Genomic DNA, 24,494 nt, shown 5'->3' on the forward strand with positions numbered 1-24,494 from the left:
AATCTACCCCCTTTTTATCTATCTGGAGGTAGTGGAGGTAGAGGCTGTGGAGAGACTCAGGCCACCCGATCCAGCGCCTGGCTCAGCAGGGCGTTCAGCTCGCTGCGCAGACCCACCACCTCCCCCATGATCATCAGCACGGGACTCTGCCCGAGCAGGGCCACGGCGGCCTCTGCCAGCATGGCCAGCCGGGTCTCATGCACCTGCTGCTGCGGGCTGCAACCGGCCACAACCAGCGCCACCGGCAGATCTGGCGAGGCACCGGCCGCCAGCAGTCCCTGCCGGATCTGCGCCGCCCGCTCCAGTCCCATGTAGAACACCAGGGTGTGGCCGGCCCGGGCCAGCCCCTGCCAGCCCTGATAGTCGCCCTCCTCCATCAGATGGCCCGTCACCAGGGTCAGGGAGCGGGCCAGCCCCCTGTGGGTCAGGGGGATCAGGCTGCTGGCGGCGCAGCCCAGCGCCGCCGTGATGCCGGGCACCAGCTCGGCGGCTATGCCGTGACGGGCCAGGTGCAACGCCTCCTCCCCGCCACGGCCAAACACCAGGGGATCTCCCCCCTTGAGCCGCACCACCCGCTTGCCGGTGCGGGCCAGCGCCAGCAGCAGGGCGTTGATCTGATCCTGGCTCGGGCTCGGTTCGCCGCAGCGCTTGCCCACGTCGAAACGGGCAGCGCCATGGGGAATGCGGGCCAGGATCTCGCTTCCCACCAAGCGGTCATAGATCACTACCTCCGCCGCCTCCAGCCGTTGCAGGGCGCGCAGGGTCAACAATTCGAGCGGGCCGGGACCGGCCCCTACCAGACTGACATGGCTCATCTCACACTCCTTGTATTTCTGCCCCCTAGAACCTGTTCACGACCTGTCACGAGAGGCTGTCAGCAAGGTGAAGCGCAGCGCAGGAACCGGAGCGTATAGATATACGTGAGGATTCCGAGCAGCACATGAGCCTTGATCACGGCCTCACAGTAAGATCGTGTACAGGTTCTTAAGCTGAGGCGATAAAAACATGCTTAATCAATAGCTTGTCTATCTCTGGCAGACAGGTGCCGCAGTTGCTGCCACAGCCGAGCAGGGCCTGCAGCCCCGCCAGCTCGCTCACCCCCTGCCGGGTGATGGCGTCGACGATGCGCAGCTCTGACACCCGCAGGCAGGAGCAGACCAGTCGGCTATCCCCGGCCAGGGCCGCGCTCAGGGTCTGGCTCAGGGCTCCCGCCTGCAAGGGCGTGCCGAGCAGGCTGGCCAGCAGGTCGACCTTGATGTCAGGCCACCGCTCCCCCACCAGCAGCAGGCCCTCGATGCGATCCTGCACCAGCGCCACCGCGAGCCAGCCCTGCTTGAGCGGCAGCCGCAGCCAGCGGCCCGCCACCCCCAGCCGCTGCCACAGCGCCTGTGGCCCCTCCGACCAGGAGGCCAGCAGGGTGCAGTTGCCTTCGGGCAGGGGACGCCTGGCCCACCAGTCCACCGCCTCCCCCCAGGGTTGCTGACCGAGCCAGAGCCCCTGCCAGCGGGTTTGCTGCGGCTCGGCCATCACCCGCCCCTGCTTGAACATGGGCTGGCCCGAGAGGGGATCCACCACGGCGGCGATGAGGCGGTTGACCGCCCCCTGGCTGCACTGGCTGTCGGTCCAGTGCATGGGCAGGAAGGCCTCCCCCTCCCTCAGCCCCTCGTCCACCCCGATCAGCAGCCGAGCCTCACCGAGCCCGTTGCTCAATCGCACCAGATCCCCCTCGGCCAGCCCGAGCGCCAGCAGGCTGGCGGCGCCCACCCGCAGCTTGGGCCAGGGTTCTGCCTCCTGCAGGCGGGGCACGTGGCCGGTGCGGGTCATGGTGTGCCACTGATCCCGCAACCGACCGCTGTTAAGCAACAAGGAGAGGCCCGCCGGCTGCAGCACAGCTTTTGGCTCGGCGACGGCGACAGGTTCGGGGGGAAAGTGCTGGGCCAGCGGCAACAGCCGGGCCCGCCCATCCGGCGTGGAGAAGACCCCATCCTCGAACAATCGGGCGCGGCCGCTGGGCCAGGCGGCGTTGACCGGCCAGCTCAGTGGCGCCAGCGCCTCGAATTCGGCCCGACTGAGGCGGGCCAGCCCCGAGATGTCGAACTGGCGGCCCCCCTCGTTCTCGAAGCCCGACAGGGCCGCGTGTTCGCTGAAGATGTCGTGCTCGTGCTCATAGGCAAAGCCCTCGCCGAAGCCGAGCCGGCGGGCCAGCTGGGTCAGCGCCCACCAGTCGGGCCTGGCCTCCCCCGGCAGGGGCAAAAAGGCACGCTGGCGGCTGATGGTGCGCTCCGAGTTGGTGACCGTGCCGCTCTTCTCGCCCCAGGCGGCGGCGGGCAGCAGCAGGTGGGCGAGGCGCGCCGTGTCCGTGTCCGCCGTCACCTCGGAGACCACCAGCAGCTCGCAGCGTGCCAGCGCGTCGCGCACCCGGTTGCCGTCTGGCAGGGAGACGGCCGGGTTGGTGCCGAGCACCCAGAGCGCGCGTATCTCCCCGCGCGCCACCGCCTCGAACAGCGCCACCGCCTTGTGGCCCGGCCCGCGCACCATGGTCGGGCTCTGCCAGAAGCGCTGCACCCGGTCGCACTCGACCTCGCCAAAGCCCATGTGAGCCGCCAGCTGGGTCGCCAGCCCGCCCACCTCGCGCCCGCCCATGGCGTTCGGTTGCCCCGTCATGGAGAAGGGGGCCGCCCCCGGCTTGCCGATGCGCCCGCACAGCAGGTGGGCGTTGATGATGGCGTTGGCCTTGTCCACCCCCTGATTGGACTGGTTGATCCCCTGGCAGAACAGGGTGACGGTTTTGGGGGTGCGGGCAAACAGCCGGTAGAAGCCGAGCAGATCCCCTGGCGCCAGGTCGCAACTGTGGGCCACCGCCTCCAGCTGCCAGGCCGGATCGTCCAGCGCCGCCGCCAGCGCCTCGAAGCCGCTCACATGGCGCGCCACGTAATCCTTGTCCCAGCCATCGTGATCGAGCAGATAACGGCAGAGACCGTTCCACAGCGCCACGTCGCTGCCAGGCTTGAGGGCCAGGTGCAGATCCCCCTGCTCCGCCGTCATGGTGCGACGGGGGTCCAGCACCACCAGCTTGAGCTCGGGCCGCCGTGCCCGCGCCTGCTGCAGGCGACGAAACAGCACAGGGTGGGTCCAGGCCGTGTTGGCCCCCGTGATCACCACCAGATCCGCCAGCTCCAGATCCTCGTAGCAGGCGGGCACCAGATCCTCGCCGAAGGCGCGCTGATGGGCCACCACCGCCGACGACATGCAGAGCCGGGAGTTGGTGTCCACGTTGGCACTGCCCAGATACCCCTTCATCAGCTTGTTGGCGACGTAGTAATCCTCGGTAGTGAGCTGACCCGACAGGTAGATGCCGATGGCCGATGGCCCGGATTCGGCCAATATGGTGGCAAACCGGCTGGCCAGGGTGTCCAGCGCCTGATCCCAGCCGATGCGCTGCCCCTGCCAGCGCGGATAGAGCAGGCGATCGGGGAAATCCAGACTCTCCAGCAGGCTGGCCCCCTTGACGCAGAGGGCGCCCGCATTGGCCGGATGCTGTTCATCCCCCTTCAGCTGCCAGCTTGCGCCCTCCCGGCTCAGCCGGATGCCGCACCCTACTCCACAATAGGCACAGGTGGTGTTCATTCCCTCGCTCCTTGTCGTCCGGCGACCCGGTTACGGGTTGCCTGATTGCCACGGCCCATAAAAAAGGCGTCCGCCCCTGATGGGGACGGACGCCTTTGTCCAGATAAGCCGCATTCACTCTGTCCAGGGATGACTGCAAACCCTGCGCCAAGATGTCAGCCCCTGCCCACAGCGGCCAGGCAGGCCGAGTTGCGCCGGGACGGTGCAATTGCCCCCTTCCGGGGCCCCGTCGAGCAAAAAGAGGCCACCGCCGGGCCAAGACGGAGCCTGCAAGCGGCGGCGCCCCCAGGCAAGCCTCGACATGCATGTCATGGGCAAAGCGCAAACCGGGGGTATAATGCGGCCGCCACAGAGGAGAACAAGATGAAAGAGTCAGGTTATGGCTGCCCAGAGCAGGCCGATCCACAGTCGCCAACACAGGCGGCACCAGGCTATTGCTGCATCGGACTGGTCAATCCCAAGTCACCGGAGAACGTGGGGGCCGTGATGCGCGCCGCCGGTTGCTACGGGGCGGACGAGGTCTACTACACGGGCAACCGCTTCGAGCTGGCGCGCCGTTTTGCCACGGATACCAAGCAGATGGTGGACAAGATCCCCCTGCTCGGGGTCGATAACCTCATGGAGATAGTCCCGGCCGGGTGCGTCCCCGTGGTGGTGGATCTGATCGAGGGCGCCACATCGCTGCCGGATTATGTCCACCCGGAGCGGGCCTTCTATATCTTCGGCCCCGAGGATGGCACCCTGGATCCCGCCCGTTATGGCGCCGTGAAGGATGTGGTCTATGTACCGACGCAAGGCTGCATGAACCTGGCCGCCTCGGTCAACGTGATCCTGTATGACCGCTTGGCGAAACGCCTGCGGGCCAAGGAATAAGGGGAAAAAAGCATCTGGTCTATGTGGCCACACGGCAAGGCTGCATAAGCCTGGCCGCCTCGGTCAAGGTGATCCTCTACGACCGGCTGGCGAAACGCCTGCGGGCCGGCTTGTTATAACGGCGTCACTGCTCCCCTTACTTCTGTACCCTTTGTTCCAGCTCCTTGATAAAACCACGGTAGTAATCATGGAGTTGGTAACGGCGATAGATCTCGGCCAGGGTGCCGCCCCGGATCAGCCGCACCATGCCCTGATCCCAGAGCTGTTGCAGACGCCCCCCTCGCTCGGTATCGGCAAAGATGGGGTAGGTCGGGATCCAGCGCAGGAAGGTGCGCTTCATGTTGGCAGGGATGGTATCGGCCGAGTAGAGCACACCTGCGGTCAGGTAATAGCGGTAGCGCTCCTTGGCCAGCAGCTGCAGCGCCATGTCGTGGCTGTCGATCTCGTGCCAGCGCATGCTGACCGGGATGTACTTGTCAAAAGCCCAGCCTCGCAGCCACAGTACCCCCTCTCCCTTCAAACTGGTTTCGCCGAGCCATTGAGGCTGCCACTTCTTGAGCATCAGCACGGTCAGATCGTCGGCCGAGGCGGGATAATTCGGCTGGCGCACACCGCTGACCTCATCCCGATAGACCCCCATCGCCATGTCTCCCCCTCTCTGCGCCACCACAGCCAGCGCCCGCTTGTAGGGCACTAGGTGCGGGATCACCTCATAGCCATGAGGCTGATAGATGGCCCTGACGATATCCAGATAGACGCCCCGCCCATCCGGCTGGCAGAAGCCGGGCCAGTCATCGCAATAGACATGCAGGGGATCGGCCCGACCGGGCAGGGAGAACAGAAGAAGCAGCAACGACAGCAGCAGACGAACCATGTTTCACAATTTCCTCGGTGGCAATGTTTTCATCCGACGGATCAGCCAGCGCGATGAATGCACCCAAGCCATACCACATCATAAGAAGATATGGCGCTGAATCACCTCTTTTTCCCAGTTTTGAGAGCGAGTCGAGGGTTATTACCCTCTGAATGGGTATTATTGACAATAAGATTCATTAGTAGCCCAACCATAGGGGAGCCTTCATATGTCATCCATCAAAACCCTGCTCTGCCCCGTCGATTTTTCCCAGATGTCCCAGTCTGTGCTCGACTATGCGGTGTTCATGGCCCGGAGCCATCAGGCCGAACTCAAGCTGGTCCATGTGGTGGATCAACTGCACGGTTTCGACAGCTACAAGATCCTGCACATGACCGCCATCGAGATCACCCACGAGATGGAACGCCAGGCCAAGACCCAGCTGAAAGAGCTGGTCGCCAGCCTGCCCATTCCCGCCACCTTCGAGGTGCGCTTCGGCCGCGCCGCCGACGAGATCGTCATTCAGGCGAAAGAGGAGAAGGTCGATCTGGTGGTCATGGGCAGCCACGGCCGCTCCGGCCTCAGCCACCTGCTGGTAGGCAGCGTCGCCGAATCCGTGGTGCGTCACGCCCCCTGCCCCGTGCTGGTCGTGCGTTAACGCCCGGCTCGTTCACCGTGTAACAGATAACAATAAGGCCAGCACTCGTGCTGGCCTTATGCATGGATGCGTGCACCTCAGCCGTGGGCATAGATGACGCTTCCCCCCTTGATGATGTCTATGATGGCCCTGGACTGCTCCTTGGGCAGCGCGGGGCAACCCCAGCTGCGGCCCAGCTTGTCATATTTTCGCAGGTGCCGCGGGCTGGCATAGTCGGCGCCGTGCACCACTATGGCACGCCTGCGGGCATTGCTGTTCTTGCCCGGGCTCAAGCCATCGAGGCGCAGCGAGTAGCCGTGCTTGCCCTGATAGGTCTCGGCGGTGCGATAGACGCCGAGGGAACTCTGCATGGAGTTGAGCTGGTTTGAAAACTGGCGGGCCGCCAGCTCGCCCGAGTTGCGGCCGTGGCTGACCCAGGTGTGATAGAGCAGCTTGTGGCGTTTCACGTCGATCACGAACAGCCGGCGCTGGGTCGAGGGTTTGCTGTAGTCGATGATGGTGAGTATGGGTTTGCGCTTGTGGCGCACGCTCTGATAACTGTTGATGGCCTGGCGAAACACCTGTTTGTCGAGCTTGCCTGCCAACCCCAGCTGGCGATAGAGATCCTGATCCCAACTGGCGTGGCTGCTGGCGCTGAAACAGAGCGCCCCCAGCAGCAGCAAGCTCAACCAGAGCCATCCTGGCCGCGCAATCCAATCTGTTTGCTTCATCCTTGAATCTGCTCCCGTTTTTGTTGGTAGTGCAGTGTGCAAAATATCGCCACACCCTGCTGGATAGTTATATGCAAGCCCATGATGGGGCGCAAGAAAAGAGCATAAAAATGCCGACCTGAGTCGGCATGATTCCAGCAGGATTTGGCAATCTCCTCAGGCACGGATCAGATAATCCGCCAATCCCACCCACTTGTAGCTGGTCAGCTCAGTCAGCCCCATAGGGCCGCGGGCATGCAGCATCTGGGTCGAGACCGCCACCTCGGCACCCAGCCCGAACTGGCCACCGTCGGTGAAGCGGGTGGAGGCGTTGACGTAGACGGCGGCCGAACCGGCGCCATTGACGAACCGCTCGGCATTGCTCAAATCGTTGGTGAGGATGGCATCCGAGTGGCCGGCGTTATGCTCGCGCATGTGGGCCAGCGCCTCATTCACGTCCGCCACCAGCCGGACTCCCAGAGTCAGCTCCAGCCATTCGGTATCAAAATCTTCCGGGCCGGCCTCGCGCAGCGTATCGGCGCCAGCCAGCAGCGTCATGGCGTTGGGGGCGGCCACCAGGGCCACCTTGCGCTCGTTCATCAGGCTGACCAGCTGCGGCAGCAAGGCGGCGGCCACCCTTTCATGCACCAGCAGGGTATCGAGGGCGTTGCAGGCGGAGGGGCGCTGCACCTTGGCGTTGTCGATGACCGCCAGCGAGCGCGCCAGATCGGCGCTCTCGTCCACGAAGACATGGCTGATGCCAAAGCCGCCAATGATGACGGGGATGGAGCTGTTCTCCTTGCACATCTTGTGCAGCCCGGCGCCGCCACGGGGGATGATCATGTCCACGTAGCGATCGAGGCGCAGCAGCTCGCCCACCAGCGCCCGATCCGGATTGTCGATGTACTGTACCGCCTCGGCCGGCAGGCCGGAGGCGGCCAGCGCGCTCTGGATCACCCGCACCAGCTCCAGGTTGGAGTGGAAGGTCTCGCGTCCGCCGCGCAAGATGCTGGCGTTGCCCGTCTTGAGGCAGAGGCTGGCGATATCGATGGTGACGTTGGGGCGCGCCTCGTAGATGACGCCTATGACACCGATGGGCACCCGGCGGCGAGAGAGGCGCAGGCCGTTCTCCAGTACCCGGCTGTCGATTTCGGCACCGACCGGATCATCCAGGGTGATCACCTTGCGCACGTCCGCCACTATCCCCGCCAGCCGGGCCGGGTTGAGCAGCAAGCGATCCAGCATGGCGTCCGACAGTCCGGCCTCGCGGCCGGCCGCTATGTCCTTGTCGTTGGCGACCAGGATCTGGCTGCTGCGCGCCTCCAGCTCGTCGGCGATGGCGGCCAGCGCCCGGTTCTTCTGCGCCGTGCTGACGGTGGCCAGCTGATAGGCGGCTTCGCGGGCCGCCTGCCCCATTTTCTCCAGACTCATGATTTTGTCCCTTTCTGGGTGCCGCCTTACAGCAGCACCATGTTATCTCGGTAAATGGCCCATGATCCCGTAGCCGTAACCATAGGTTCTGTCGAACCGTCTGCCCTAGAGCAGTACCACGTCATCTCGGTCGTAGCCGTAACCACAGGCTCTATCGAACCGGCGGCCTTACAGCAGCACCATGTCATCTCTGTGAATGGCCACGGCGCCATAGCCATAGCCCAATATCTGTTCTATCTGATCCGAGTGAACACCCCGCAGCTTCTCCAGCTCCAGATGGTCGTAACGGCAGATGCCGCGGGCCAGCTCGACGCCCTTGGGATCGAGAATGCGCACCACATCGCCGCGCACGAAATCCCCCTTCACTGAGACTATGCCCTTGGGCAGCAGGCTGGAGCCCTTCTCCTGCATGGCGGCCACGGCGCCCTGATCCACCTGGACTTCACCGTGCGGGGGCGGGCCGGCCAGGATCCAGCTCTTGCGCCCTTCCAGCGGCGAGGCCAGCGCCGGGAACAGGGTGCCGATGCGCTCGCCCTTGGCGAGACGGCCTATCACCTCCGGCATCTGGCCGGTGGCGATCACCACCTTGACCCCGGCCCGGCGCGCCACGTCGGCTGCCTGCAGCTTGGTCGCCATGCCACCGGTACCGAGGCCACCGACGCTGCCACCCGCCAGCTTGCGCAGTGTATCGTCTATGGTCTGCACCTCTTCGATCAGCTGGGCATCCGGATTGCTGCGCGGATCGGCGGTGAACAGGCCGGTCTGGTCGGTCAGCAGGATCAGCAAGTCGGCATCGGCCAGAATGGCGGCGCGGGCGGAGAGGTTGTCGTTGTCACCCACCTTGATCTCGGCGGTCGCCACGGCGTCGTTCTCGTTGATGACGGGAATGATGCGGTGATCGAGCAGGGTGCGCAGGGTATCGCGGGCATTGAGGTAACGCTCCCTGTCTTCCAGATCGGCGCGGGTCAGCAACATCTGGCCGATGTGCAGCCCATAGAGGTTGAACAGATCCTGCCATACCCGAATGAGCTGGGTCTGGCCAACCGCCGCCAGCATCTGCTTGTTGGGCAGGGTAGGCGCCAGCGGGGGGTGACCCAGATGTTCACGCCCGGCGGCGATGGCCCCCGAGGTGACCACCACGACCCTGTGGCCGTGACGGTGCAGGGCCGCACACTGTCTGACCAGCTCCACCATGTGGGCACGGTTAAGCTGGGAAGATCCCCCGGTGAGCACGCTGGTGCCCAGTTTGACGACTATGGTTCTGTTTTCCATGGGAGCAAGAAGGCTGAAAAGTAAGGAATCCCTTTATACCCACGGCCCTGTTGCCCTGCAAGGCAATTAAGCCCGCAAGCGCTGCGAGGACCAGGGAAGCTTGCCTTGTGGAGAGAGGCGGCAGGCTTGAAGAGAGAAATGGATAACGGGGGCAGCGAGACAAGATGGCCCTGCGAGTGAGTGGACGGCTCGCAGGGCATCAGTACATCAGGCGGCGGTGACGGTCAGCTCGTTGGTCACCTGCTCGGCAGGGGAGAGCCGACACTCAAGCGAGGTGAGCTTGTCACTGATGAGCTTGTAGAAGCGGTTGAGGGTACGATCGACTTCCACCTGATGCTTCTTCGGGATTGGCTTGTTGATCCAGGCCCCTTCCGCATTGTAGAAACCGACCTGGTAGTGATAGCTGAAGCTGTGATCCTGCTGCTCCAGCACCAGCCACCAGCCCCAGAACTCCCGCTTGTCCGGCGCCGGTTTGGCGCTGACGCAGACGGAGAGACAGTCGAAACGGTAGCGCCCCTCTTCACACAGATCTTCACGTAAATAGGGGCCAATCGCGGCAAACTGCCTCAGCAGTCGCTTGTAGGTCACTCTTTCTGACATGTTAACCTCCCTGTTGAACAAGCCACATCATCCTGGGATGACGTTATTTTTTTAGCGCTATATCATGTACATAGGTGCTTTTTAAGCCAGTCGACCATCTCTTTCAACGCCTCGTCATACACCTCCAGCAAGGGTTGCTTGTCGAACACCACCGCCTTGCCATTGCGGCTGGCGGACGCCAATGCCCGTACATCCTGCTCGGGACAAATAAAATCTTTCTTGTGTCCGATACTTAGTATCGGCACGGGAGTGCGAGTCCCCAGCAATCCTTGCGTCTTGAGGGAAAATACCTGGCACTTGGTACGCAGCGACTCCCACTGGGCCGCGTCGGCCCCCAGACGATTCGCCAGCCCGTCGCGCATCATGCGCGGGCAGCGGGCGAACATCTCCTGATTGGTGAACACCTGATTGACGCCCGCCCCTATGCAGACCACTGTCCTGAGCTTGAACGGCTCGATGAAGGCGAGGCGCGCCGCCACATTGCCCGCCAGACGAAAACCCACCATGGCGATGCGCTGATGATCGACCCAGGCCACCTCTGACAGGTGGTTCAGCACGGCCTGATGCAGCCGGCTGGTGTCTTGCACCAGTGGCCAGTGCTCGGCATAGCCGATGCCCGGCATATCCAGCGACAACATGCCGATGCCGTTGGGTTCCAGGCATTTGAGATAGAGGTTGAGGAAATCGACCTGCAACGAGTCGATGCCGCCGCTGACGATGACCAGGGGCACGGGTTTATCCGTGGTCGGCAGATGCAGGTAGCCCTGAATGCTCTTGCCACGAAATGGCACCTGTATCTCTTTGAGGGGCACCTTGAACAGGCGGCCCGCCTCGCGGTAGGCCATGTTGCCGAGCAACTGGGCCTGATCCGCCAACTCGTCATTCTTCAGATGGGGATAACTGGCGATGGAGTAATAACGCACCGCCCTGAGCAGATCCTTCAGGGCTGCCGCCGAGTCACCCTGCTCCACCAGGGCGCGGCCCTGATTGAAGTAACGGCCGGCCAGCTGGCTCCACTCATAGACCCAGTTGCCGGACACATAGCCCTTGATGGTATCCAGGTAACGTTCGTGGGTGCGTTCCCCTTTTCCCATGGCGATGCAGGCCAGCGTCTGTTCCACCTCGACCGGATCCGCCCCCTGCCAGGCCCAGGTTGGCCGGCGCAGCAGACGATACCAGCGCGACGACATGGAGCCATCGATAAAGGTCTCGTCCAGATTGGCATCTTGCTCTTCCACCGGGCTGCTGTTGGAGATCTCGGAGGTCTCCAGCACCTTCTTGACCCGGGTAAACAGCTTCTCGGTCAGGTTAAGGTCGTCGTTCAAGTCCAAAGTAATTACTCATACGGTCAGGCAATGGCTCCATCTTAACCACTTTTCCCGCCCGGCAGCCAGTTGCACCACAAAAAAACAGGGCTCCATATAGGAGCCCTGTGAAGCTGATTCAGTGCTTACTCTTCGTCGCAGATAGGCTGGGCAAACTCCAGCGCCATGTCCCAGGGCTGTTCGATCCAGGTGTCCTGCGGGATGGCGACTTCGAAGTCATCCAGCAGCTGCTCACCCATGGGCTTGGCGAAGATGGCGATGAACTTGGCCTTGGGGTAGAGCTCGCGGATCGCCTTGGCGGTAGTACCTGTGTCCACCAGATCTTCCACCACCAGCCAACCTTCGCCATCACCGGCCGTGGTCGCCGCTTTGACAACCACCAGCTCGCGCTGGCTGTTGTGGTCGTAGCTGGAGATGCACAGGGTTTCGACATTACGGATGCCAAGTTCGCGGGCCATCAGCGCGGCCGGTACCAGACCACCACGGCTGACCGCTATGATCCCTTTCCACTGGCTGACAGGCAGTTGACGACGGGCCAGACGGCGCGCTTCACGTTGCAGGTTATCCCACGACACGTAGAATTTTTTTGGCATGTTATCGATCTCGAAGAGTTATATAAAACAAGTACTTAAAAAATAATCACCTCGCGTTTTCACGCGTGGCTGAGTCAATGCTGGCGCCCTGCTTCCCGAATTCGGCTTGCACGTTGGCGGCCTCAGGGCTGGTACCTCGGCAGCAAAAACAGATGCAATGAAAGCAGGATGGGCATAGCTGGCGGCCATGTCGTTTGGAGGAAAGACCGCAGACAGGCTGTTGGGCCGGCATGATAGCATCGTTTGCGGATAAATTGACTGGCAAACGTATGCGAAATGCAGGAAAAAGCGTCCCGGCCCCCTGCCATCCCGCCCGGCGCCTGGTATACGCCCACGCTTCACCACACCCATTCCCACCCGTTGCAGATAAAAAAATAGCAGGGGGAGGATGGCATCCTCACTCACCTGCTGCTTCACATCTTGCTGCTTGTCCCCCGGCGGGGCGCCCCTGCTTAGCGGTAAGCGAAGGGATTCGGGTAGCTATAACCCTGAGTGTAGAGCGATTGGGCAAACCAATAGGTTGAATTGCTGCCTGACATAGTAAAACTCCTGATTGCTTAACAAGTTACGTACCTTTATGCGGGCTCAGATCCTTGAACAGACACTCGGTTCCATGGAGGCGCACTTGCTTTGCTTCGGTTCCCTGGAGGCATTCATCGTCATCCTGACGGGTGGCGAACCACGGCCACCAATTTACCAGCCGGCGCCATAAACACAATATTTTTGTGACGAACATCACACAATTTCTTTTGTGCTGGGCATTGTCACCTCAACCTCGGCTGTACGCTGCGAACAACCCGATTACCAGCACAAGCCGCGCGCAATTTGCGCTGATCGCTCACATTTTTGTGTGATTGACTGTATTATCGTTATCCTCTTCCTCGGCCCTCTGGGCCCGGTCAATTTCCGTGCTGGTAAGGAGTCCCGACGTGGCACAGCTTAGTTCTCTCTCTCCCCAACTGATTTGGCATTTCTTCGAACAGATCTGCTCCATCCCCCACCCTTCCAAGCACGAAGCCCGTTTAAGCGCCTGGATAGTCGAGTGGGCCCAGGGGGAAGGCCTAGCGGTCAAGCAAGACGCCGTAGGCAACATCATCATCAAGAAACCGGCCACGCCGGGGATGGAAAACCGCAAGGGTGTGGTACTGCAGGCCCATATCGACATGGTGCCCCAGGCCAACGCCGACACCCAGCATGACTTCACCCAGGATCCCATCGATGCCTATATAGACGGTGACTGGGTGACTGCCCGCGGCACCACCCTGGGCGCCGACAACGGCATGGGCATGGCCGGTTGCCTGGCCGTGCTGGCCGACAAAAACCTCAAGCACGGTCCGCTGGAAGTGCTGCTGACCACGGACGAAGAGACCGGCATGACCGGCGCGTTCGGGCTGGAAGCGGGTTGGCTGGAAGGCGAGATCCTGCTCAACACCGACTCCGAAGAGGATGGCGAGGTCTACATGGGCTGCGCCGGCGGTGTAGATGCCAATATCCGCTTCCCGCTGGAGCTGGTTGCCGCCACCGAGGGAGAAGGGTTCGAGCTGCAGGTGAAGGGGCTGCGTGGCGGTCACTCCGGCGTCGATATCCATCGCGGTCGTGGCAACGCCAACAAGCTGCTGGTGCGTCTGCTGAAAGCCGCCGAGCCGCTGGGCCTGCGTCTGGCCGAGATCCACGGCGGCACCCTGCGCAACGCCATCCCGCGCGAAGCCCGTGCCAAGCTGCTGGTGCCCGCTGCCCACGTCAATGAATTCAAGGCCCTGGTCGACCGCTATGCCGGCATCTACCAGAGCGAGCTGGCAGCCACCGAAGCCAACTTGACAGTGCTGCTCACGGCTCAGGAGAAACCGGCCAAGCTGATGAGCGAAACCCTGCAGACACGCCTGCTGGACTCCCTGATGGCCTGCCCGAACGGCGTGATGCGCATGAGCGATGCCATTCCTGGCGTCACCGAGACCTCCACCAACCTGGGCGTCATCAAGACGCTCGACGGCGAGGTGTATGTGCAGTGCCTGATCCGCTCCCTCATCGACTCCGGTCGCGAGAGCGTCGAGCAGATGACCCGCTCCCTGTTCAATCTGGCCGGTGCCAGCTGCGAATTTACCGGGGCCTATCCTGGCTGGGCGCCGGATGTGGACTCCCCCGTGATGGCGCTGGTACGCAACAGCTACCAGACCCTGTTCGGCGAGATGCCCAACGTCATGGTGATCCACGCAGGCCTGGAGTGCGGCCTGTTCAAGAGCGCCTATCCGGACTGGGACATGGTCTCCTTCGGCCCGACCATACGCGGTGCCCACTCGCCAGACGAGAAGGTACACATCCCGGCGGTCGAGCGCTTCTGGCAACTGCTGGTGCACGTGCTGGAGCAGATCCCGGCCAAATAAGGCGCCGGTTCCTCTGTACCCGCAGTAGACCTGATGCATACCCCGCCAAGTGCGGGGTATTTTTTTGCACGCATGTGGCCGCCACCGCCATGCACGCCTGCCTCCTGAGAGTCGCCTTCCTTTCAATACCCTGGCCTTTCATCTGCCCATCAGGCCTCACTTCCGACCCGCCATGGTGCCCTCAGTGGCTCTGAAACCGTCTCCATGAACAGAACTGGGTTTGAAAACCCTTTCCATGATTTATGTAAATTTACCACACAAAAAGTTGATCCAGCTCACATAAGGCCATAGGATCAAATTGTGACCCAGATCACACACTACAACTAGATAACAGAGCGATGAGGTGAATATATGTTTGAGAACCTGGCAGTACTGTTCCACCTTAAGGGTGCAACCAGCAAGAAAGGCGCCGTAGAAAAAGACACCTACGCCCCGTCAACCCGTGAGTATTACTTCCGTTACGGTGCCTGATGCATCGGAAAAAGAGATCTAACGTAGTAAAATTACATACATCATAATCATTGCAACAGCCATCCCCTCTCGGGGCCGCTGTCCTGTCCTGGCCAGATGTTCCACGGCCAAACCTGAACTCCAACCATGAAGATGGGGCCCACAGGCCCCATTTTTTTATTGCTTGTCTCCCGTGCCACTCTGTTGCGATGCGGGCACCGGCATCATATCGCCTTTCCCAGGGGCACAGCCTCCGCCTCCGCCAGGGGGAAGTGGCAGGCCACCTGATGAGCCGCCCCGTCACAGATATGCAGGCTCGGCGCCGTATGACGGCACAGATCCGTGGCATAGGGGCAACGCTGGTGAAAGTGGCAGCCGCTCGGCGGCGAGATGGGGGACGGCACATCGCCAGTCAGCAGTATGCGCTGGTTGCGACGGCGCGGATCCGGTACCGGAATGGCCGAGATGAGTGCCTGGGTATAGGGGTGGCGTGGCGCCAGATAGAGCGATTGAGCCTCCGCCAGCTCGACGATCCGTCCCAGATACATCACAGCAATGCGATCCGAGATGTGTTTCACCACCGACAGGTCGTGGGCGATGAAGATGATGGCCAGGTTCATCTCCCGCTGCAGGCTGAGCAGCAGGTTGATAATCTGGGACTGCACCGAGACATCGAGGGCCGACACAGCTTCGTCGCATATCAGCAGCTTGGGCTTGAGGGCGATGGCCCGGGCGATGCCGATGCGCTGACGCTGACCGCCGGAAAATTCGTGGGGGTAGCGATCCACCGCACTCTTCGGCAGGCCCACCTTGTCCAGCAGCTCCAGCACCCAGGCTCGCCGCTGCTCAGTGTTGCCTTTACCGTGGATAATGAAGGGCTCCTCCAGGATCTGGCCGACCGTGTGGCGGCTGTTGAGGGATTCTGCAGGATCCTGAAACACTATCTGCATCTCCTGGCGCAGAGAGCGCATCTCCCGGGGCGAGAGATGGGTGATGTCCCGCCCCTCGAAGCTTATCTGGCCTGCGGTCGGCTCGAACAGCTTGAGCAGGGTACGACCCAGGGTGGACTTGCCACAACCTGACTCCCCCACCAGCCCCAGCGTCTCCCCCTGTTTGAGGTCGAAACTGATGCCATCTACCGCATAGACACGATACTTCTTGCGCAGAAAACCACCGCCAAGCTGGAAGTGCTGTTTCAAATCCCGCACGGACAACAACGCCGTCATATCGTCAACTCCTTCCAGTGATGGCAGGCCACCCCATGCCGGGCATCGAGCTGCTCAGTCGCCGGAATGACCCTTATGCAGAGGTCGGTGGCGTGGGGGCAGCGATTGGAGAAGCGGCAACCCGTCGGCATCTCGTGCAGGGCGGGCACCTGACCCTTGATGGTCTTGAGCAGGCTCTTGGGGACATCTTCCAGTCGCGGGATCGAGCTCATCAAGCCATGAGTATAGGGATGGCGCGGGTGGTCAAACAGCTCATAGACATCCGCCTGCTCCACCGCGCGACCGGCATACATCACCACCACCTCGTCGCACAACTCGGCCACCACCCCAAGATCGTGGGTGATGAAGATGATGGCCATGCCGGTCTGGGCCTGCAGCTCCTTCATCAGCTCCAGGATCTGGGCCTGAATGGTCACATCCAGCGCCGTGGTCGGCTCGTCGCAGATGAGCAAATCCGGCTCGCAGGAGAGCGCCATGGCGATCATCACCCGCTGGCGCATGCCGCCGGAGAGGTTGTGAGGATAGACGGCAAAGCGCTGGGCCGGCTCCGGGATCCCCACCTTCTGCAGCATGGCGATGGCCGCGGCTTTGCGCTGGGCCCGGTTGTAATCGGGTCTGTGCAGGCCGAACACCTCCATCAGCTGATCGCCCACCGTCTGCACCGGGTTGAGCGCCGTCATCGGCTCCTGAAAGATCATGGAGATGCGGTTGCCGCGCACCTTGTACATCTGATCCGGCGCCAGGGTGAGCAGATCCTCTCCCTGAAAGCGGATGGAGCCAGCCACCACCTGACCGTGGGGCTTGGGCAGCAGCCCCATGATGGCGAGCGAGGTGACGCTCTTGCCGCAGCCGGACTCGCCGACTATGCCTAAGGTCTGGCCTGGGGCCACCTTGAAGCTGACCCCGTCGAGCACCTTGATCTTGCCGTCGTCGACGGCAAACTCCACCTCGAGATCGCTTACTTCAAGGATTGGAGCCCTGCTCTGGCCGTTATCAGCGGTGAACTTCACCCCGTTATCCGGTACGTCAAGGATGGGGGCCTGTGTGTTGGACATGACTGCTGCTCCCTGCTCAATGGCATCAATGATGTGCATAGGTCTTGTCGAGCAGGGTGATGGGCGCCAGCGCCTCGTCCGCTTCCTTGGCTTTCAAGGTCGCCTCCTTCACCTTGGGATCGAGCCAGAGCAGACCGCCACTGCTGTGGGGATAGCCATCCATTGGCCAGTAGAGCAGGTCCGGGGTATTTTTGGTGGCGGGCACCTCGGGCAGCATCACATGGCGCCAGCTGCTGGCCCGCACATAGTTGAGCTGCACCCCGGGCACGAAGATGGCGAGATCGTAGATCCGCTGCTGGATCTGTTGTGAGAGTTTGGCCCGCTTGGCCATGTCGAATTCGACGTTGTAGGCATCGATCAGCGCGTCCAGCTCCTTGTCAGCCACGTTGAACAGGTTGTTGGTCTGCGGCTTGTTGGCGTTGGCGGAGTGGAAAAACTCCCAATACTGCGGATAGAGACCACCGCCGCCCCAGCCGAGCCAGGCCGCTTCGTGTTTCTTCTCCAGCATCACCTTGAAGCCGGTGGCGCCATCCACTAGGTTCAGCTCCAGATCCAGACCCGCTTTCTTGGCCTCTTCTTTCAGCACGGTCAAACGCTTGGAGTGCTCCTGGCTGGTGTAGGTGAGCGCCAGCGTCAGCCGCTCGCCCTTGTCATTTTGCAAGATGCCGTCCGGCCCCGGCTTGGCGTAGCCGCCCTTGGCAAAGTACTCGCGCGCCTTGCCTATGTCATAGGCCCGCTCCGGCAGCTGGATGTCGGTGAACTCGCCAAAGCCCGAGTCGAAGGTGGTGGCTCTGTCGTAGTCGCCGCGCAGCACTGTCTCGATCATCTTGTCGATGTTGAAGGCGTGCTGGATGCCGAGCCGTACGTTCACGTCCGCCAGCTTGGGGTTGGTCACATTGAGGTGAACCCCCTGCCCGCCCTGCTTGGTGTCTGTCATGGCCATCACCTTCTGCACGTACCCCTTCTTGTACTCCGGGGTGACCGCTTTTTCATGCCACCAGTTGGGCAGTATCATCTCGAAGGTATCCAGCTCCCCTTTCAGGAAGTGACGGAAGGCGATGTTGTGGTCGCGGATCACCTGCACCTTGATGGTGTCGAGGTTGAATCTGTGCTGGTTGTAGCGATCACTCTTTGCCCACCAATCCTGCTGCTTGCTGAAGGTGACCGACTTGCCCTTCTTGACGTCGCTGATCACATAGGGGCCAGTGGTGGGCACCACAGCCCAGTTGTACTGCTTCACCCAGTTGGGGGTGAGCTTGTAGTAGTGCCTGGGCTGGGGCCACAGCTCTGTGGTGTTGAGCAGGTCCAGCTTGGCCTTGCGGTTGCCCGCCTTGACCAGAATGGTGTGGTCATCGATCTTCTCTACCGCCACCACCTCTGTGGTGTAGTAGTTGTTGAACCAGGGCCCCTTGATGTCTTTGGAGCGCATCATCTCGTAGCCGAAGGTGTAGTCGTCGGCATTGACCGGCTTGCCGTCGGACCACTTGGCCCGCGGATCCAGCTTGAAGTAGACGGTCTGATTGTCTGGCGCTATGGCCCAGTGGGTGGCCAGCGAGGGGATGGGGTTGCCGGTATTGGGGTGGAAGCTGATGAGCCGCAACTGGTTGTCCATGATGAAGGAACGGAACGAACCGTTGGAGTCGGGCCCCACGGTGCGGAACGTCAGCGGAAAGCTGTCGACAAACATGTTGAGGCTGCCGCCCGGCAGCGCCTTGGGGGAGGCGAACACGGGATCCGTGTCGTTGGTCTCCCATTTGAGATCCGCAGGCAGGCTGGCCGCCCACACCCAGGATCCGTTCACCAGCACAAAGAGAGCACCTATCCATTTGATTTTATTTTTCATGTTTGACTTCCAGGTCTGGCCCCTGCACTGGGGGCTTCTCAATTAAGGGTTGGATACACACTGCGATGAAGCACGCCGCGTGTCACTGATAACGGGTAAATTTGCGCGGGTCGAACGCCTCGCGGATCGCCTCGCCGATAAAGGAGACCATGATCAGCACCAGACTCACCGCCGCGACGACCGAGCTGACGATCCAGATGGCATCCAGATTGTTGATGCCCTGGGAGAGCAGCTCGCCCCAGCTCGGAGTCGGTGGTGCCAGCCCGAAGCCCAGATAGTCCAGCGCCGTCAGGGTCGAGATATTGCCCACCACGGCGAACGGTGCCAGGGTGACTATCATCATCAGGGTATTGGGCAGTATGTGGTTGAAGATGATCCGTTTGGTGCTCGCCCCTTGCGCCCGCGCCGCCATCACATAGTCCCGCGCCCGCTCCTTGTAGGTGAGGGTGCGCATGTACCAGGTAATCCCCATCCAGCCGAACAGCACGTTGATGCCAACAAACAGGCCGAAGTTCGGCTTGGCCAGCGACACCAGGATCATGATGACGTAGAGAAACGGCACCTGGGACCAGATCTCGATAAAGCGTTGCAGGATGAGGTCAAACCGCCCGCCGAGAAAACCCATCATGCAGCCTATGCTGACCCCGATGGCATAGCTGGCCGCCAACGCGATAAAGGCAAAGCCGATGGCAATGCGAAAGCCATACACCAGCCGCGCCAGCACGTCGCGGCCGCTGGTGTCGGTGCCGAGGAAGTGGCGCTCCTCGGCGCTGGGGGCGTAGGGCGGATAGGCATCCTGCTTGAAATCCTGCTCATAGGGGTTCCAGGGCACAGGGGGCAGCAGCACCCAGTCGCCCTTGCCTTCCTCTGCGAATTTGGCCTTGAGCTGGCGGTAGTTGGTCTCGTACTCGTAATCGAGCCCGAAGTGCTGGCCCGGGATCACGTCACCATAGGTGGGGAAGTGGAGCTGGCCCTGATAGCTCACCATCAGCGCCCGGCTGTTGACCAGCAGCTCCGCCAGCAGGGAGAGCAGCACCAGGGTGGTAAAGATGACAAAGGAGTAGTAGCCGCGTTTTATCGACTTGAAACGCTTGAGTTTTTTTAAGGTGACCGGGTTCATGTTCACTCTCCAAACCGCACGCGGGGGTCAACAGAAGGTGCAACGCAGATATCGGAGACGATATGGCGTGATATCAGCATCGGCATGACAAGAGAGATAGGGTTCATGCTCACTCTCCAAACCGTACGCGCGGATCAACAAGGGCAACGCAGATATCGGAGACGATATTGCCCACCAGCATCAACATGGAGGTGATGGCCAGTATGCCCATGACGGTGGGGTAATCTCGCTCGACGATCGCCTCGTAGCCGAGCAGGCCTATACCGTCGATGTTGAAGATGGTCTCGATGAGGAAGGAGCCGCCGAAGAAGACGGTGAGCACGGACCCCAGGTGACTGGCGATGGGGATCAGGCTGTTGCGCATGGCATGATCGGTCACCGCCTTGCGAAACGGCAGCCCCTTGGCCACGGCGGTACGCACGTAATCCGCCGACAGGTTCTCCATCAGGCTGTTCTTCATGGTCATGGTGAGGATGGCAAAATCCCCGATGGCGTAGGCAATGAGCGGCAGCAGGGCGTGGGCGAAGACGGTACGGATCTGGTCCCAACTGCTCTCCATGGAATCGAAATCGTCCCCCGGAAAACCGCCCATGGGCAGCCACTCCAGATGGAAGGCGAAGACTGTGATGAGGAAGATCCCCACCACGTAGGCGGGCAGCGCATAGGCCATGTAGATGAGCATGGAGCTGAGCGAATCGAAGCGGCTGTTGTGCCTGAGGGCCTTGGCTACCCCGAGTGGTATGGATACCGCGTAGCTCAGCAGAAAGGTGGCCAGCCCGAAGAAGGCGGTCACCGGCAACCTCTCCTTGATGAGGCCCCACACCGGCTCGTAATAGCGGGTCGATTCGCCGAGATCCAGCACGGCCAGCTTCTGCAGCCACTCCCAATAGGCGACCAGCATGGGCTTGTCCAGCCCGTAAAATGCTTTCAACTCCTCGATCTGCTCATCGGAGAGCGCCTGGGCGCCCTTGCTGCCACTGGAGCGTCCGGTCTCGTTTTGTGACACCTGCGCCTGCAGCAACATGCGTTCGACCGGGCCGCCCGGCACGAAACGGGTGATGGTGAAGACGAGCAGGGTGATACCGAGAAACGTCGGGATGATCAAAAGCATCCGACGTAAGAAATACGACAGCATGGTGAAACCTCGTCCTTGTTGTTCTTTTATGGCCAGTCACATCCGGTGACGGGCCTCTCCTTCCTGGCATTACTCACTGGATAGGCTGTTATTGGCAGACAATCCGCTGGGTCACTGTAAAAGCTCTGCAACAAAAATCAAGTAGAACGAAGAGGGCAGCATCTGCCTTTGGCAAATAGCAGAATTTACTGTGAGTTTTTTATGAAAACCCCAACTTCAAGATAAAAAACTACTCACAGAGCAATTCAACCATCGTTTAAATTTTAAATTAAAATAATAAAAAACAACCACAAAAACAAAAATGCTTTATTAAACATGGCATTAAATGAAAACTCGTTAATTTACCCTATCTATATACACAAGTTTTAATTTCGCCAAACACCAAGTCTGAACAGAAACACAACACACCACAAAAACAGCTAATAATTCTATATAAGCAGCCTTTCACAAGATAAATATCAAGGGGACAGATCCCTTATCGATAAGTTCAAAATTAATCAATAAAATGGAAACACATCGATTTAACACCGATTTCACATCGTAAATGAATGCCAAGTCAGAATTAAAAACTGGCAATGGCGAACTAATAAAACATAGTCATCTTATTGCCCACCCCTACCCCATCCATACCGCCTCAATTGACGTCCACATCGAAAGCTTGATAAGCCTTACGCATCGCTCCAACGAGGGCGGTATGGAAGCAAACAAAAAAACAACCAGGAAGGATATAGCGATGCTTAGGAAAAGCAGACTCTCTGCTGCCGTTGCGTTTGCCTTGGCGAGCGCGGCAGTGGTAGTTACCCCCGCCATGGCCGAAGAAAGCCAAAACGTCGAAAAACTGCAGAAAATCAAGGTTACCGGCTCCCGCATCTCCCGTGTCGAGGTGGAAGGTGCCACCCCGGTCGTCGCCATCACCAAGGCCAAGATCGAACAATCCGGTCAGCAGACAGTGGCCGACTACCTGAAGCAGGCCTCTTACAACTCCTTCGGCAGCATCTCCCCCTCCTCCGGCAGCTCTGCTCAATCCCAGGCCACCGTTAGCTTGCGTGGTCTCGGCTCCGAGCGCACCCTGGTGCTGCTCAATGGCAAGCGGGTCGCCGGCTCCCCTTCCATGGGGGGCAGCTCCATCAACCTGAACTCCATTCCCATGGCAGCCGTTGAACGGGTGGAAGTGAACCTGGATGGCGGCTCGGCACTGTATGGTTCCGACGCCATCGGTGGTGTCATCAACGTCATCCTGAAACAGGATTATGAAGGGCTGGAATTCCAGGGTCGCATCGGCTCTCCCACCGAAGAGGGCGGCGACGAGAAGAGTGGCTCCATCGTCAGCGGCATCACAGGGGAGAAAGGCGCCCTGATGATGGTGTACGAGCACGACGTCAAGGACGAGATCTACTACAAGGATCGCGACTATCTGGCCCGTGAAGGTGCCTCTGCACCCAGCCTGTATGGCCGCAACATCAAGGGCATCGATGCCGCCACCGGCAAGACGGTTACCCGTACTCTGGATGGCATCGACTGTGCCAATACCGGCCCCGGCTTCGTGCCGGTCGGTACCGCCTGTCGCTTCGACTTTGCCCAGGTCGCCGCCAAGACAGCCTCCCGCACCCGGGATACTGTCTATGTAAATGGCCGCTATCACATCAATGACAGCGTCGACTTCGTCCCCCAGCTGATCGGCTCGCGGGTCACCAGCTTTGGCCGCTTCGCTCCGGCAGCCGGCCCCTTCTCCATCGACGGCACCACTCCGGGCGGGGCCGAGCTGCTGGCCGACAACGGCTTCATCGGCGAGAAGGCCACCGTCTACTACCGCTTCAGCAACGTCGGTCCCCGTGACAATGACGTCACCGACCTGACCGGCAGCATGAACCTGGGCTTCGAAGGCACGCTGCCGACCGAAGCGGTGGGTGATATGGAGTGGAATGCGGGTTACATGTATTCCAAGACCGACAACAAGAGCCGCGGCACCGGCTATGTGCTGAACCCGGCGGTGCAGCAGGAGGTCGACAGCGGCAACTTCAAGAACGGCGAGTTCTCCAGTGCCGCCACCGACAGCCTCTCCTACGACACCAGCCGCACCTCCAAGATGGACTTCTTCCAGTGGTACGGCGGTCTGGGCTGGAGCATGGGTGAACTGCCGGCCGGCCCAATCGGCTGGTACCTGGGGGCTGAGTACAACGACTGGGTCTACTCCGACACCTATGACAGCCAGTCAGCGGCAGGCAACGTCATCGGTTCCTCCGGTAACTCGGGCGGCGGCGTACGCGACGTCTTCGCCGCCTACATCGAGAGCCTGATCCCCATCACCGAGCAGGTTGAACTGAACCTGGCCGGGCGTTTCGACAAGTACAGCGATTTTGGCAGTGCTTTCTCGCCCAAGGCGAGCCTGCGCTATCAGCCGCTGGACAACCTGCTGTTCCGTACCTCCTGGTCACAATCCTTCCGTGCTCCGGGTCTGGAAGACCTGTACGCGGCCGACGCAGACTCCGCCGACTTTGCCAAGGACTATGTCTCCTGCCAGGCAAACGGCGTGGCCAATTGCCCGGAAGAGCAGTACACCACGGTTCGTCAGTCCAACAAGAACCTGAAGGAAGAGACGGCTGACACCTTCGGCATAGGTACGGCGTATAGCCCGATCGACGATCTCAACCTCTCGCTGGATTACTACTACATCAAGATCGATGACGTGATCCAGCTGGCAACCACCCAGACCCAGTTCTATCAGGAGCTTAATACCGGCAGCAACCCGAACGTCATTCGCGATGCCAACGGCGATGTCGAGCAGGTCTATGCCGGCATGGTCAACCTGGGGCAACTCAAGACCAGCGGTCTGGATTTCAAGGCGGACTACAAGTACGACTTCGACGTCGTGACAGTGCGCTACGACTTCGGCAGCACCTACATTCTGAAATATGAAGAGGGTCTGTTCGCCGGTGGTCCCATGGTCGACAAGAAGGGCTGGAACGCCAAGCCTGACCTGCGCTTCAATTCAGGTATCGGTGCCAATGTACCCCAGTGGTGGAACATGGACGCCTACCTGAGTGCCAGCTACATCGACTCCCAGAGCCAGGACTACGTGGATGGTCAGCAAGAGGGCCATATCGCCTCCCAGACCACCTGGAACCTGAACGTCGGTGTGGACACCCCCTGGAACGGCAAGCTGCAAGCCGGTGTGAAGAACATGTTCAACGTAGGCCCCTCGCTCTCCAGCGACGGCTTCACCTACGAAGAAGAGCTCTACAGCATCGATGGGCGCATCGTCTACCTCGACTACACCCAGAAGTTCTAATCAACCTCGTTGATATACAACCCAAGCCGGCCCGGTCGGGCCGGCTTTGCCCAAGGTTCCAAGGAAGTTACGGA

The 24,494-nt window shown here is 60.8% G+C and carries 18 protein-coding genes; 4 read left to right on the plus strand and 14 right to left on the minus strand.

Annotated elements, in window-relative coordinates:
* Positions 1 to 56 precede the first annotated feature (56 nt).
* Both cobA and AACW87_RS14330 read right to left on the minus strand, forming a co-directional pair.
* On the minus strand, positions 57 to 815 hold the full coding sequence (cobA, locus tag AACW87_RS14325; protein WP_241325288.1) for a uroporphyrinogen-III C-methyltransferase: 759 nt from the start codon (positions 813 to 815) through the stop codon (positions 57 to 59).
* A gap of 169 nt (positions 816 to 984) precedes the next feature.
* Positions 985 to 3,627, minus strand: coding sequence for a nitrate reductase (locus AACW87_RS14330; RefSeq protein ID WP_241325289.1), 2,643 nt, complete (start codon positions 3,625 to 3,627; stop codon positions 985 to 987).
* 363 nt (positions 3,628 to 3,990) lie between these two features.
* On the opposite strand from AACW87_RS14330, the gene AACW87_RS14335 reads away from it, so the two are divergent.
* Positions 3,991 to 4,500, plus strand: a complete 510-nt coding sequence (locus tag AACW87_RS14335) for an RNA methyltransferase (protein WP_241325290.1) — start codon at positions 3,991 to 3,993, stop codon at positions 4,498 to 4,500.
* Positions 4,501 to 4,636: 136 nt separating this feature from the next.
* Here AACW87_RS14335 and AACW87_RS14340 read toward each other — a convergent pair whose 3' ends face one another.
* Positions 4,637 to 5,374, minus strand: a complete 738-nt coding sequence (locus AACW87_RS14340; RefSeq protein ID WP_241325291.1) for a hypothetical protein — start codon at positions 5,372 to 5,374, stop codon at positions 4,637 to 4,639.
* Positions 5,375 to 5,582: 208 nt separating this feature from the next.
* On the opposite strand from AACW87_RS14340, the gene AACW87_RS14345 reads away from it, so the two are divergent.
* Entirely contained in the window at positions 5,583 to 6,011 is a 429-nt protein-coding gene (locus tag AACW87_RS14345) for a universal stress protein (protein WP_043138135.1), read from the plus strand.
* Between the two features lie 77 nt (positions 6,012 to 6,088).
* On the opposite strand, the gene AACW87_RS14350 is transcribed toward AACW87_RS14345, so the two are convergent.
* From AACW87_RS14350 to gpt, 6 genes are all read right to left on the minus strand, one after another.
* Entirely contained in the window at positions 6,089 to 6,721 is a 633-nt protein-coding gene (locus tag AACW87_RS14350) for a murein L,D-transpeptidase catalytic domain family protein (RefSeq protein ID WP_241325293.1), read from the minus strand.
* Positions 6,722 to 6,877: 156 nt separating this feature from the next.
* Positions 6,878 to 8,131 carry a glutamate-5-semialdehyde dehydrogenase gene (locus AACW87_RS14355; RefSeq protein WP_241325294.1) on the minus strand — a complete coding sequence of 418 codons (1,254 nt, stop codon included), beginning with the start codon at positions 8,129 to 8,131 and terminating at the stop codon, positions 6,878 to 6,880.
* Positions 8,132 to 8,299: 168 nt separating this feature from the next.
* Complete coding sequence (gene proB, locus AACW87_RS14360; RefSeq protein ID WP_043138127.1) at positions 8,300 to 9,403, minus strand: glutamate 5-kinase; 1,104 nt, start codon at positions 9,401 to 9,403, stop codon at positions 8,300 to 8,302.
* A 207-nt stretch (positions 9,404 to 9,610) separates the two neighbouring features.
* Entirely contained in the window at positions 9,611 to 10,003 is a 393-nt protein-coding gene (crl, locus tag AACW87_RS14365; protein ID WP_043138124.1) for a sigma factor-binding protein Crl, read from the minus strand.
* Between the two features lie 62 nt (positions 10,004 to 10,065).
* Positions 10,066 to 11,334 (minus strand): esterase FrsA, encoded by a 1,269-nt coding sequence (gene frsA / locus AACW87_RS14370; RefSeq protein ID WP_043138123.1) that lies wholly within the window; start codon positions 11,332 to 11,334, stop codon positions 10,066 to 10,068.
* Positions 11,335 to 11,453: 119 nt separating this feature from the next.
* Complete coding sequence (gene gpt / locus AACW87_RS14375) at positions 11,454 to 11,921, minus strand: xanthine phosphoribosyltransferase (RefSeq protein ID WP_042866764.1); 468 nt, start codon at positions 11,919 to 11,921, stop codon at positions 11,454 to 11,456.
* A gap of 929 nt (positions 11,922 to 12,850) precedes the next feature.
* On the opposite strand from gpt, the gene AACW87_RS14380 reads away from it, so the two are divergent.
* Positions 12,851 to 14,302 (plus strand): aminoacyl-histidine dipeptidase, encoded by a 1,452-nt coding sequence (locus AACW87_RS14380; protein ID WP_098982608.1) that lies wholly within the window; start codon positions 12,851 to 12,853, stop codon positions 14,300 to 14,302.
* Positions 14,303 to 14,976: 674 nt separating this feature from the next.
* Here AACW87_RS14380 and AACW87_RS14385 read toward each other — a convergent pair.
* From AACW87_RS14385 to AACW87_RS14405, 5 genes are all read right to left on the minus strand, one after another.
* Positions 14,977 to 15,978 carry an ABC transporter ATP-binding protein gene (locus AACW87_RS14385; RefSeq protein WP_241325295.1) on the minus strand — a complete coding sequence of 334 codons (1,002 nt, stop codon included), beginning with the start codon at positions 15,976 to 15,978 and terminating at the stop codon, positions 14,977 to 14,979.
* The gene (locus tag AACW87_RS14390) at positions 15,975 to 17,033 is read right to left on the minus strand and encodes an ABC transporter ATP-binding protein (RefSeq protein ID WP_241325296.1); all 1,059 of its coding nucleotides are present in this window, start codon (positions 17,031 to 17,033) and stop codon (positions 15,975 to 15,977) included. The genes AACW87_RS14385 and AACW87_RS14390 overlap by 4 nt, the downstream gene beginning before the upstream one ends.
* 25 nt (positions 17,034 to 17,058) lie before the next feature.
* Positions 17,059 to 18,876 carry an extracellular solute-binding protein gene (locus AACW87_RS14395; RefSeq protein WP_241325298.1) on the minus strand — a complete coding sequence of 606 codons (1,818 nt, stop codon included), beginning with the start codon at positions 18,874 to 18,876 and terminating at the stop codon, positions 17,059 to 17,061.
* 82 nt (positions 18,877 to 18,958) lie between these two features.
* The gene (locus tag AACW87_RS14400; protein WP_172955286.1) at positions 18,959 to 20,002 is read right to left on the minus strand and encodes an ABC transporter permease; all 1,044 of its coding nucleotides are present in this window, start codon (positions 20,000 to 20,002) and stop codon (positions 18,959 to 18,961) included.
* A gap of 103 nt (positions 20,003 to 20,105) precedes the next feature.
* A complete protein-coding gene (locus tag AACW87_RS14405) occupies positions 20,106 to 21,131 on the minus strand; it encodes an ABC transporter permease subunit (protein ID WP_337999332.1) in 1,026 nt (341 codons plus the stop codon).
* Between the two features lie 733 nt (positions 21,132 to 21,864).
* On the opposite strand from AACW87_RS14405, the gene AACW87_RS14410 reads away from it, so the two are divergent.
* The gene (locus AACW87_RS14410; protein ID WP_241325302.1) at positions 21,865 to 24,420 is read left to right on the plus strand and encodes a TonB-dependent receptor; all 2,556 of its coding nucleotides are present in this window, start codon (positions 21,865 to 21,867) and stop codon (positions 24,418 to 24,420) included.
* The last annotated feature ends 74 nt before the right edge of the window (positions 24,421 to 24,494 follow it).

Source organism: Aeromonas sp. MR7 (assembly GCF_963899385.1).
GTDB lineage: Bacteria > Pseudomonadota > Gammaproteobacteria > Enterobacterales > Aeromonadaceae > Aeromonas > Aeromonas bestiarum.